The sequence below is a fragment of the Paenibacillus sp. J22P15 genome (genome assembly GCF_056269345.1).
Genome location: NZ_JBWDNT010000012.1, coordinates 1 through 11,832, shown reverse-complemented (window position 1 = coordinate 11,832; position 11,832 = coordinate 1). Strand labels below are relative to the sequence as shown.

Sequence of the window (11,832 nt, the reverse complement as noted above, 5' to 3'; positions counted from 1 at the left end):
TCGACTAGTGTTCGAGCCGTCTCTCCATTTGTTTCATTTTTCTCCATTGTCCAGGGGTATAACCGGTAGCTTGTTTATACGCTTTCGTAAAATGGTGGATGGAGTAAAACCCAGACGATTCGGCAATTTGCTTTAATGAGTATCCGGTCGTTTCCAAGCGAGAATTAGCTGCATGGATTTTGGCCTTAAGATAATATTCCGAGAAGCTCTCTCCTAGCTCTTCCTTAAAGAGACGGGAAAGCTGCCTTTCCGAAATATGCAAATGCTTGGCTAGATCCTGAAACTTAATCCGTATCGATAAATTGTCGGTTATATATAACTTCGCCTGATATAGTATGACGGATTCGCTTGGCATAGATGTTTTTCTTTGAGGATTATCCTCATTAAGAAATAACTGGAATAGGGATAAGATCAATGACAGGGCGATATGCTGCAGCAATTGTTGATTGCCTAAGCCATTAAATTCACCATCCATCAATGTCTTCCATAACGAGGCGGCAGTGGACGGGGTTTCTGAAGGCACGTAAACCCGTTCGTTGTTCAATAATCGGCGATATCCGCTTACGATATCGGAAGCCGACAATTCTTCTATTAATTCAAATGCAAGATATACGAGCCCGATGCCAGAGCTTCCGCCTTCAATACAGTGCCATACGCCTGGCTTTGAGAGAAACATGTCGCCAGGGTGCAACGTATACCGAATGCCGTTATCTAGATAAAATCCATCGCCTCGGGTGACATAGCAGATCTCGAAGAAGGAATGCTTATGGAGAGCATGGGTGTAATGCTCAGAGATACTGCCCCAATAATGTACATGATATGCAGCCTCCAAGCCTCGGAGCTCGTGAATCATCGAATTGAGTTGATTGATGTTGATGGGTCACGCCTCCATTCCGTTCTATAATTCCTATTAATTATAGGATGGCGTACTGATACAAAACAAGGGCATGAAGGTACAAAGACTGGAAGGTGAAATTGAAATAAATTTAAAGAGAAGATGATATTTAACCATAGTTAAAGGAGAAGATGACGATGACAGACTTAATAACCTCAGAATTGCACAATGAATACGAGAATAAGGGGTATCTTACTTTTCCAGATGTCCTTGATGCGGAGCTGATGGGGGAAGCTAAGGAGCATGTGCAATGGCTGATCAATAAAAATTCGAATCTTCGTCCAGAGCAGCTTCATACTAATTTGATTCATGATGATCCATTCTGGCTGCGGCTTATAAGCGATGACCGGCTATTGGATATCGCGCAAACCTTTATCGGACCAGATATTGCTTTGTTTGCTTCCCATTACATTTGTAAACCAGCTTTCACCGGCCAGCCTGTGTTATGGCATCAAGATGGAAGCTATTGGCCCTTGGAACCCATGAAAGTCATTACGTTATGGCTTGCGGTCGATGACTCTACAACAGAGAACGGTTGCATGCGGGTCATCCCCGAGACACATCGTCTACAACTGCAGGAAATGAAAGGCAGCTTCGAAGTCGATAACGTACTGAGCTCGGAAATCGAGAAGAAATTCGTCGATGAGTCCAAAGCAGTGGATCTCGTATTAAAATCGGGAAGCGTCTCCATCCATCACCCGAACATCATCCATGGCTCTAAAGCGAATCTGTCTCCAAAGCGCCGTTGCGGTTTGACCATTCGATATATTCCTACGAGTACATTGGTCACGAAAGGAAATCACCCTATTTACCACTTGCGAGGCAATAAGGGCGACGTACCGAACAATTATCTCCCGCTTCCTAAATATGATTCGTCTCGCCATATGAGCTTCTTAGGCTGCGAGAATTTCGGAATTTAGATATTGGAATGTTGAGACTGCTCTGTTTTTTTTGGGGGTAGTCTCTAGTTGAAATCACAGCCTTCAAATTCCCCCTTTACCGCCGCTGCATCAACGAAAAAAAACCAACCACAGTTATTACCATGGTTGGCTTTCTAAATACTTTATATTTACCTCAAGTTAGCCTGTATTCCGAAGTCCTGCAGCAATACCGTTGATCGTAAGAAGCACCTCGCGGAGCAGATCTTGATCATCCTCTTCGTTATCGCGAAGCGCACGAAGCTCGGTAAGCAGCTGTACTTGCATGTAGCTAAGCGGATCGACATACGGGTTACGCAGACGAATCGATTCTTGGATAACAGGAACATTATCCAAAATTTCCGTTTGGCCAGTGACGCTTAGAATAAGCTCAGACGTCAGCTTGTATTCTTGTTCAATTTGCTCAAAAATACGATCGCGGATCGTTTTGTCCTTAATCATATCTGCATATTCCTTCGCAATAAGCAAATCTGCTTTAGCAAGCGCCATTTGCAGATTATCAATAAGCGAGCGGAAGAATGGGAACTTCTCATACATTGTACGAAGTGTGTTCAGCTTCGCCTCGTCATCACCGATATATTGCTTCATCGCTGTACCCGCTGCATACCATGCAGGCAGCAAGTAACGGCTTTGCGTCCATGCGAATACCCAAGGAATGGCACGCAAATCCTCGAAACGATCACTGTTTTTCCGCTTAGAAGGACGAGAACCGATGTTCAGCTCGCCAACCTCAGGCAGCGGTGTTGACTCCTTGAAGTACGTCAAGAAATCTGGATCGCGGAAAATAAGATCCTGATACTTCTCGAGTGCTGTCTCGGAAATCGAACGTGCAATTTCTTCCCACTCAGCTTCTGCTTGCGGCGCTTGCTCTGGGTATTTCGCCAGACGAGCGGCCGTAATAAGCGCCCAAGTCGCTTGCTCCAAGCTGCGGTATGCAATACCTTGCATCGAATAACGCGAGGAAAGAACCTCACCTTGCTCGGTAATCTTAATGCCGCCGCCAACAGTATGAGGCGGTTGCGCTAGAATACTGCGGTTAAGCGGCATGCCGCCGCGACCAAGTGCTCCGCCGCGACCATGGAAGAATTTCAGCTTGACGTCATACTCTTTGCCAGCAGCTGTAATATCATTCAACGCCACGCGCAGCTCCCAGTTCGCCGTAACAACTCCGCCGTCTTTGTTGCTATCGGAATAACCAAGCATAATTTCATGCATGTTGCCGCGAGCTTCTACCGCTTGACGGTAAATCGGCATTTCGAATAGCTGCTTCATAATAGCTGGTGCCGCATGAAGATCATCTATCGTTTCAAATAGAGGTACTGATTGCAGAGTACAACGAATAGTGCCGTCTGACTCCTTACGGAACAGGCCGACTTCCTTCGCGAATACCATAACTTCAAGCATATCGCTAGCCGCTTCAGTCATACTGATCAAATAACTTGAGATACAATTAACGCCAAACTCTTGCTGCGCCTTATAAATCGTATGGTACACGTTCAAGCATTCACGCGTAGACTCCGAATAATCAAGATGCCCCGAAGTAAGCGGGCGCGGATCGTTAAGGAGACGGTGAAGCAGGTCAGTCTTCTCTTCTTCCGGAAGTGAGGCATAGTCTGCTGCTACATTCATTTTCGCCAAAATCTCAGACATTGCATTCTCATGCTCTTGGCTATGCTGACGAACATCAAGTGCCATAAGGTGGAAACCAAACAGCTCAACTTGACGTACTAACTTAGCAAGTGCTGTATCTGCAACATAATCAGCGAAATGATGACGCAAGCTGCGATCAATTACGAGCAAGTCCTCACGAAGCTCTTCAGGGTGGTTATAGCGCATTGCCGATCCCTTAAGCGATTCATCGCGTGTATTCGCAAGCTTCTCTAGCATGAAGCCAAGCTTAATACGGTAAGGCTCCGTCGTATTTCTCCATAAATCAACGCATTTCAGCTCGACATGCTCGCGGTCCGAACGAATCGATTCCACAAGCTCAGCCGATACCTCTACGAGGTTTGTGCTGAAGCTGAGCAGATCCATAAACTCGCCTAGTTTTTCTTCATACTTGCGAATCGCCAGCTGGCGGTGCAGCGTTAGCGTCTCCCAAGTTACCTGTGCTGTCACGGATGGGTTACCATCGCGATCGCCGCCGATCCATGAGCCGAAGCGCAAGTAATCAGGCACGTGCCAGTGCTCATCAGGGTAGTACTTGCTCAAGCAGCGCTCAAGTTCTTCATAAACATCGGGCAGCACTTCGAACAATGTCTCATCAAAATAGTACAAGCCGTTACGCACTTCATCGATAACGGTTGGTTTGCGGTCACGGAGCTCATCTGTTTGCCACAAAATTAGAACCTCATTCATGAGCTTCTCACGCAGCTTTTCGCGCTCGCGATATGTCAGTGTTGGATTATCAAGCTCCATCACATCTACAGCAATCCGTTTATGAATATCAAGCACCGCACGGCGAGTCGCCTCGGTCGGGTGCGCAGTCATTACTAGCTCTAGCGAAATATTGCTCAAAATATCTCGAACTTCATCGATTGCAATATCGCGTTCCTTCAGATCTTGTATCGCACTCTCAATGGAACCCCGTTGTACCGCCTCACCGGCAGATACTTCGTAATCACGTTTCCGTCTAATCCGATGATTTTGCTCAGCAATATTGACAAGCTGAAAATAAATAGCAAAAGCTCTAATGACTTGATGACGTATTTCTGGGTTTAGAGAAGATACATTTCCTTTAAATTGATCAAATAATTCCGGTACAAATTCAGCGCGAAGAGATTTACTTTGCTCACGAATCTGTTCCACGATTTCAAGTAGCTCGCGGCCGCCCTGATGGACAAGAACCTCACCGAGAATGTTGCCTAGAAACCGGACATCGCGTCGCAACAAATTGTTAGCCTGCTGCCGATTTGTGGTCAAAGTAGATGCAGATTGATCCGACATACTGTTCCTCCTAAATTTTTGCGAAGCAATGATCGCTTCGTAAGCATTTACTTGTTTTTCGAAGCAATAATCGCTACGAAAGCTTGCTTGTACAACATGAACGTTTTTTTGACTTCTACCATCATACTACAAAATCCTACAGGGTTGAAGCCCTAAAGCCATCCTCACAAAAACAAACCAATAGGAGCGAAGCAGGTACCCGCTTGCCTTTAGCTATTATAATTCAGAAAAAACTGACAACTATCAACAAAGAACGACAAGCATGTCATTTATTGGAACAAAGCAAACGAAAGTTTGCATATTATCCAGTATATAATACCAAGCAAGATTTATAAAAAAAGACCGCAATCACCTTTCCGTGGTACCTTTTACTATCTTATTAGTAATTTCATTAAAAGAAGAAAATAAAAAAAAGCCCTGCATCGCAAGGCTTTCGGAGTTTAGTTAGTTGGAGCGGGTGATGGGAATCGAACCCACGCTATTAGCTTGGAAGGCTAAAGTTCTACCATTGAACTACACCCGCGTAAAAAAAGAATATAGTCGGGACGACACAATTTGAACATGTGACCCTCTGGTCTCAAACCAGGTACATAAAGATTAGAAATTAAAAAAATCCCTGCATAGCAAGGCTTTCTAAATTTAGTTAGTTGGAGCGGGTGATGGGAATCGAACCCACGCTATTAGCTTGGAAGGCTAAAGTTCTACCATTGAACTACACCCGCGTGAAAAAATGAATATGGTCGGGACGACACGATTTGAACATGCGACCCCCTGGTCCCAAACCAGGTGCTCTACCAAGCTGAGCTACGTCCCGAAGTGTAAATGAATTTTGTCTGAAGATTGGGAAAATGGCGCGGCCTAAGAGATTCGAACTCCTGGCCTTTTGATTCGTAGTCAAACGCTCTATCCAGCTGAGCTAAGGCCGCACAATTTATGGAGCGGAAGACGGGAATCGAACCCGCGACCCTCGCCTTGGCAAGGCGATGCTCTACCGCTGAGCCACTTCCGCACGGTATTTTTGTCAGCCGTTTGTTTCGTTTATCATCGCGGCGACAAGTAATAATATATCACCCCTGAAAACAAAATGCAACTGTTTTTTTAAAAAAGTTTTAAATTATTTTAAATCACCCTAAATCGACTTGTTCAATATACGTAAAAAGCCTGATATGACGCGGAATTTCACCTGTTTGACCAGCAACATTAAGAGCAGCCTATTCCACCATTCGAATCGCTAAACCATAGTTACGACATTATTCAGCATATAAATAACAATCCGCATTCCCAAAGGAACACGGATTGTTTGCTTCAATATAAGCAATATAAGCTTGTTAAGCTCCTGCAGCCGCAAGCGGTCTCTCCAACGGAGTGCGGTTAATCATTTCTACTTTGTCAGCTGCTGGCTGACCAGCAAGCGCATACGGCAAACAAAGCGGAACACCTGTACGAGGATCTGGCACAATGTCTGCTTCGATATTAAATACTTCACGCATAATATCTGGTGTCATAACCTCAGTTGGCGTACCTTCACCAACAACAACACCCGTCTTGATCGCGATCATATGATGAGCATAACGTGTCGCATGATTCAAATCATGGACAACCATAACAACCGTACGATTGTTGGCGGCGTTTAGCTTTTGCAGCAAATGAAGAACTTCCAGCTGATGCGCCATATCGAGGAAAGTAGTAGGCTCATCAAGAAATAAAATATCAGTCTCCTGCGCCAAGGCCATCGCGATCCATGCACGCTGGCGTTGGCCGCCAGATAAATGATCGACGGGACGATCCGCAAAATCAGTCATGCCAGTCGCTTCGATAGCCCATTGCACAATGCTGCGGTCATCCTTGCTCATAGATCCAAAGCCCTTCTGATATGGAAAACGGCCATAAGAAACAAGCTCTGCTACTGTTAACCCATCTGGCGCGGTCGGATTTTGCGGCAAAATTGCCAACTGCTTCGCAACCTCTTTCGTCGATTGCTTATGAATCGATTTACCGTCCAGAAGCACACTACCCTTAGAGGGGTTCATAATACGGGCCATTGTCTTCAAAATAGTAGATTTACCAGAACCGTTCGCTCCTACAAGCGCCGTAATTTTCCCTTGAGGTATAGCAATGTTTAAGTTCTCAACGATAAGACGGTCATCATAAGCAATATCTAGACCCGAGGTTGTTAAACGAATCATTGGATTTGCACGCTCCTTCTGCTGCCAGTGGCAGACATTTTCTCAATATATATTTATATTTCGTTTAGTAACGAATGTTGATAACGATTATCATTTATTTCATAATGATAATGTTTCTCATATTAAAAGTCAATGACTATATTAGCAGCGTGCATACGGGAAGATAATGAATTTGCCTGATATAGAAAAAGCGAGACTTCCCTATATAAAAAGCCCCGCTTTTATTAATTAAGAAGAAGTCACCATTTCAGCTTTGTGCCAAATACAAGCCCATTGCTAATCTGTCTGCCAGGTACGGTTATGAGCTTTCCTTGGGCATACATACCAGAGGAGGCTCCACCATCTAAATTCATCGCTTGCTGAGCGCCAAGCTGAATCATGATTTGGCTCCATTGCTTGATCGTTGCGCTAGGTACGGTAGCGATAATAATGGTTCCGTCTTTTTTGACAAGAATTCCGCTTCTTGTTGCAGAATCAGTTAATATTTTTGGACTGCTAAAGCCTTCCTTTACCGGATCAACTGCTGGCTTCCCATCCTTCACCAGCCTCGGTCCGGCACCAATTGCAGTATGAACGCGAGACCAATTAATCGGAACATTAGCCACATTGGTCATTTCAATTTTATAGTCAACCTTAGTACCAACCTGAAAGCGTGCTGCCAGTTTCTCTTCAGAGCCTGTATAGACGAGGACATATCCGTTTGCCGGTATGCTGACATTCTCTTTTTTGCTTATTTTGGTCACTACACCGTTGCTTACAGTTACCGCTGTACCAAGGGCAAATCCAAGCTTGGCTCCGCGCTTAGGCGTGAACATAATCGCGGAGGATGCACCTGGCGCAGGTGTGCGGTTCATAAAGTACGCATACCAGTTGTTTGGTGATTTGAAGGAGCCATTCGTTCCTCCTAAAATCTTAACACGAAGCGTATCCATGACTACCGTGCCATCCCATGTAAAACCAATCGCTGTACCTGTGTTGCCAATATGCTCCACATTACCGTCTGCGATAACCGTTCCGTAAGGTTCCGGTATGCCTTCATAAGCGTTAAAATACGTACCGTTTATGGCAGCGTCTGCTCCATAGTCTTTGGCAATCGAGAGAAGCGGTTGAACGACACCTACTTTTCGACTCGCAAAACCCGCAGTAACCGGCATTCCCTTTGGAATCGTTACCGTTTGAACGGTAAACGACTTGCCTGCTGCAACAACCTTCTTGGATTCATGCTTCACTTTTAGGTTTAGAGCTGGTGCCGTAACCTGAACTGGAAGCTTCAGCTGCCCTTTGTAGCCGCTTGTTGTAACTTTTACATATAAGTTAGCTTTGCCAGCTGCAACCGGGGTTACGACGCTTCTTTCATTAATGCGAACGACCGCTGGATTGTCTGAGCGAAAACTTACAGCGACGGGAGCGGATAGCTTCAGCCTGTCCGTGAGCAGGAGCCTTGTCCCCAGCGGCAGCTTAATCGACGCTGCTGCATAGGTTACCGCAACGGGGCGAAATGGCCCCGCTGCGATTAGCTTGTTGGCGGACGCATAAGCGAAGCGTCCGCTGCCTAGCGGCGCCACGCCGCTCGCGGGAACCGCCGCGGCGTGATAAGTGTACAAGATCGACCCGGCAGAGCCGTCGATCGCGTACACAGCGCCGGAACGGCTGCCGGCCAGCACCGTGCCGGCAGCAAGGTCCGGCGCCAGCGCCGCGGGGCCGAATCCGGCCGCCCCGCTGGCGCTTATGCGCCATAGTTCCGCCCCGTCTGCGAGGCGGAACGCAGCTATGCCGTTGCCGCTAAGCTCAGCGGCAACGGCAGCCCCTGTGTCCCCGGGCATACGCACCGGGGACGTCCAGCCGCCTGCGGGCGCTGCCGCAAGCTCGCGTGTGAAGCGGACTTTACCGTCCTCTTCATACGCAGCCAACGCTTTGCCCGCAAGCAGCATGACGCCTCCGCTCACTCGATCGGCGATCAGCTTCGCCCCTTGCAGCGTCTGCTCAAGCGACGCCTCCCACACAACAGCACCGCCGCGCACGGCATACAATATCCCGTTGCTGCCCAGCACATATACGCCGCGCTTACCTGCGACCAGCTCCGTAGCCGTCACATTCTCAGGAAGTAGAGCTGCCTGCTTTCCTCCCTCACCAGTTAGCGATAGGATCGCATGCTGATAAGTGAAATAAGGCGTACCTTCCGCATCAGTTACCATTTTTGATGACTGTAATTGTTCCTTTTTCCCTTTAAAATAAAAGATCTCCTGCTGACCGCCATTACCTGCTTCATCATACTGAAAAAGTCTGGCACCCGTTCCTGCCACAAACACCTGTCCCTTATCGTTTATAGCTGGAGCAGATAATTTTGAGTATGTATTTATTCGTTTTACTTCTTTCCCATCGTTGTCTATCAAAGATACCCATCCATTGTTAGTTACGACAAGCAGCTTGCCGTTTGGCATTGCAATCGGTGGATACAAGGTTCCTTCTGCTGTGAATCTCCAATATTCAATTTTTGCTTTGCTAGCAGAAGCAACCTTTGTGTCAGCCGCTGCTGCGGAAACCACATTATCCCCATAAGCTCCATTAGAAGATAATTCACTGCTTCCTATATAACTGACATTCATCGCTATTATAATTAGAATAGCTAAAACTCTCATGCTCCATTTACTTGTCTGTTGATACATAATGCCTATCTCCTTCTCCTGTTTAAATACTAGTTAGTCCCATTGAACTATATCGACAGGTTAATTGTAAAAATGAAGGGATTATATGGATAGTAGTCACTCTTGCTGAGTAGACGAATAGCTTGTCAAAATTCCATATCCTATGATACGATCACGGAAAAATCGCTCATATCCGCCGCTTCCGCGAGCAATAGGTCTACTTTCTAGACCTATTTTACTGAAACGAGCCTTAGTTTGTGGAATAGATCTACTTTCTAGATCTATTCAGTCAGCCAATCCACGTTTGAGCTCATATCCGTCGCTTCCGCGAGCAATAGGTCTATTTTCTAGACCTATTTCACTGAAACAAGCCTTAGTTTGTGGAATAGATCTACTTTCTAGATCTATTCCGTCAGCCAATCCACGTTTGAGCTCATATCCGTCGCTTCCGCGTACATTAGGTCTATTTTCTAGACCTTTATAACGTACGTTTAATGCTGCTATCACTTCTTTCTATAAATTAATAATACGATTTACGATTAATCACCCAAACGATTAACCTCGTTTAAACTTAACGCCCTGTATGCAATAACGGAAAAGGAGGTTCAATATTTCATGGAAACAACGAGATGCAAATTAGAACATTTACAAGAAAACGATTTTGAGAATATGAGAAGCCTATACACCAATGAAGAAGTGAGAAAATACTTAGGAGGAACTATCGCTGAGGAACATCTATTGCACAAGTTTCTAGAGGCTTTAGATCGCTCCCGCACAGAGGAGTCATTAGCGTGGACGGTTAGATTAAAAGCAAACAATGAATTTATTGGAGTTATCTCTCTAGACAATCACACGGACGGAAAACATAAAGAAATATCATACGAATTTCTGCCTCAAAGCTGGGGAAATGGCTATGCAGCGGAAGTGCTTAATCAACTACTATTGTACGCCCTTCATGAGTTAAAGCTTGGCAAAGTAATAGCCGAAACGCAAACAGCAAATGTATCTTCCTGCAAGCTCCTAGAGAAATTAGGGATGAAATTAGAAAGTACATTGCAACGATATGGTGCTGAACAAGCGCTGTACGGTATGGAACATCATTCGTGAACTTTGATTTTATGACATGAGGTTTTGTTTAACGAGGCAATATTTATGTTTATAGACAGCAAAAAACCCTTGTTCGCCAAGGGTTTCTTCATGGTATGGTGCGCGTAGAGGGACTTGAACCCCCACGGTCGCCCGCTAGATCCTAAGTCTAGTGCGTCTGCCAATTCCGCCATACGCGCATATGTGATTCTTTGAAGCTAAACCATGTTTTGTAGGGCTTCCACCTACATTACTCTGTTGACATACAGAGTGCTTCCCTATGAAGGGTGTTAAAGATGGTGCGCGTAGAGGGACTTGAACCCCCACGGTCGCCCGCTAGATCCTAAGTCTAGTGCGTCTGCCAATTCCGCCATACGCGCGCGTATCAAGTAAAGAAAATGGTGAGTCATGTAGGATTCGAACCTACGACACCCTGATTAAAAGTCAGGTGCTCTACCGACTGAGCTAATGACTCATAGTATAAGTGGCTGGGGATTCAGGGATCGAACCTGAGAATGACGGAGTCAAAGTCCGTTGCCTTACCGCTTGGCTAATCCCCAAGAGCGATATGGTGGACGCTGACGGGATCGAACCGCCGACCCTCTGCTTGTAAGGCAGATGCTCTCCCAGCTGAGCTAAGCGTCCATAATAAAGGCGCCTTATTTGTGAAAATAATTTGGTGACCCGTAGGGGACTCGAACCCCTGTTACCTCCGTGAAAGGGAGGTGTCTTAACCACTTGACCAACGGGCCATGCTAAAAATTGATGCTTGTCCTTACAGTTGAAAGTTTTCTGGAGCTCTCAACCGGATTCGAACCGGTGACCTCATCCTTACCATGGATGCACTCTACCTACTGAGCTATGAGAGCATAATGGCTCCCCGAACAGGACTCGAACCTGTGACAACTCGATTAACAGTCGAGTGCTCTACCAACTGAGCTATCAGGGAACATTGTATTTTGACTCGACATATTACCAAAGCATCGAACTTCAAAATAGGCACGGTTGAATATCAAGGCGTATTGCGCCCTGAAAACTGGATACGAAAGATAAGGTTTGCTGAAAACCTTTTATGCTGCTGTCTACCGGATGTATGGGTCACGGCAAACGTGTTTAGGATAAGCCCTCGACCGATT

General features: G+C 45.9%; 6 protein-coding genes and 13 tRNA genes. 2 read left to right on the top strand and 17 right to left on the bottom strand.

The genetic code is table 11. From position 1 onward, the window contains the following. Window positions 1-4 precede the first annotated feature (4 nt). On the bottom strand, window positions 5-832 hold the full coding sequence (locus AC0YN6_RS20920; protein WP_475749203.1) for a helix-turn-helix domain-containing protein: 828 nt from the start codon (window positions 830-832) through the stop codon (window positions 5-7). Window positions 833-1,032: 200 nt separating this feature from the next. On the opposite strand from AC0YN6_RS20920, the gene AC0YN6_RS20915 reads away from it, so the two are divergent. Further along, window positions 1,033-1,815: a phytanoyl-CoA dioxygenase family protein gene (locus AC0YN6_RS20915; protein WP_475749202.1), complete on the top strand. Its 783-nt coding sequence runs from the start codon at window positions 1,033-1,035 to the stop codon at window positions 1,813-1,815. 159 nt (window positions 1,816-1,974) lie between these two features. On the opposite strand, the gene ppc is transcribed toward AC0YN6_RS20915, so the two are convergent. The 8 genes from ppc to AC0YN6_RS20875 all read right to left on the bottom strand — a co-directional run bounded on the left by ppc (window position 1,975) and on the right by AC0YN6_RS20875 (window position 9,631). Continuing rightward, window positions 1,975-4,779 (bottom strand): phosphoenolpyruvate carboxylase, encoded by a 2,805-nt coding sequence (gene ppc / locus AC0YN6_RS20910; RefSeq protein WP_475749201.1) that lies wholly within the window; start codon window positions 4,777-4,779, stop codon window positions 1,975-1,977. Window positions 4,780-5,228: 449 nt separating this feature from the next. Next, window positions 5,229-5,302: transfer RNA gene (locus tag AC0YN6_RS20905), tRNA-Gly, on the bottom strand. A 125-nt stretch (window positions 5,303-5,427) separates the two neighbouring features. Further along, window positions 5,428-5,501, bottom strand: a tRNA-Gly gene (locus AC0YN6_RS20900). A gap of 15 nt (window positions 5,502-5,516) precedes the next feature. After that, window positions 5,517-5,593, bottom strand: a tRNA-Pro gene (locus AC0YN6_RS20895). 35 nt (window positions 5,594-5,628) lie between these two features. After that, window positions 5,629-5,705: transfer RNA gene (locus AC0YN6_RS20890), tRNA-Arg, on the bottom strand. Window positions 5,706-5,713: 8 nt separating this feature from the next. Continuing rightward, window positions 5,714-5,788, bottom strand: a tRNA-Gly gene (locus AC0YN6_RS20885). Between the two features lie 319 nt (window positions 5,789-6,107). Beyond that, window positions 6,108-6,965 carry an ABC transporter ATP-binding protein gene (locus AC0YN6_RS20880; protein WP_475749200.1) on the bottom strand — a complete coding sequence of 286 codons (858 nt, stop codon included), beginning with the start codon at window positions 6,963-6,965 and terminating at the stop codon, window positions 6,108-6,110. 239 nt (window positions 6,966-7,204) lie between these two features. Beyond that, window positions 7,205-9,631, bottom strand: coding sequence for a phosphodiester glycosidase family protein (locus AC0YN6_RS20875; protein WP_475749199.1), 2,427 nt, complete (start codon window positions 9,629-9,631; stop codon window positions 7,205-7,207). Window positions 9,632-10,225: 594 nt separating this feature from the next. Between AC0YN6_RS20875 and AC0YN6_RS20870 the strand changes: the two genes are divergently transcribed. After that, complete coding sequence (locus AC0YN6_RS20870; protein ID WP_475749198.1) at window positions 10,226-10,717, top strand: GNAT family N-acetyltransferase; 492 nt, start codon at window positions 10,226-10,228, stop codon at window positions 10,715-10,717. A gap of 96 nt (window positions 10,718-10,813) precedes the next feature. Here AC0YN6_RS20870 and AC0YN6_RS20865 read toward each other — a convergent pair. From AC0YN6_RS20865 to AC0YN6_RS20830, 8 genes are all read right to left on the bottom strand, one after another. Then, window positions 10,814-10,896, bottom strand: a tRNA-Leu gene (locus tag AC0YN6_RS20865). A 97-nt stretch (window positions 10,897-10,993) separates the two neighbouring features. After that, window positions 10,994-11,076 (bottom strand) — tRNA-Leu (locus AC0YN6_RS20860). 19 nt (window positions 11,077-11,095) lie between these two features. Continuing rightward, window positions 11,096-11,171, bottom strand: a tRNA-Lys gene (locus tag AC0YN6_RS20855). Window positions 11,172-11,181: 10 nt separating this feature from the next. After that, window positions 11,182-11,256, bottom strand: a tRNA-Gln gene (locus tag AC0YN6_RS20850). A 9-nt stretch (window positions 11,257-11,265) separates the two neighbouring features. Beyond that, window positions 11,266-11,341 (bottom strand) — tRNA-Val (locus AC0YN6_RS20845). 32 nt (window positions 11,342-11,373) lie between these two features. Beyond that, window positions 11,374-11,448 (bottom strand) — tRNA-Glu (locus AC0YN6_RS20840). Between the two features lie 41 nt (window positions 11,449-11,489). Beyond that, window positions 11,490-11,565, bottom strand: a tRNA-Thr gene (locus AC0YN6_RS20835). 4 nt (window positions 11,566-11,569) lie between these two features. Further along, window positions 11,570-11,645: transfer RNA gene (locus AC0YN6_RS20830), tRNA-Asn, on the bottom strand. Window positions 11,646-11,832: the final 187 nt, after the last annotated feature.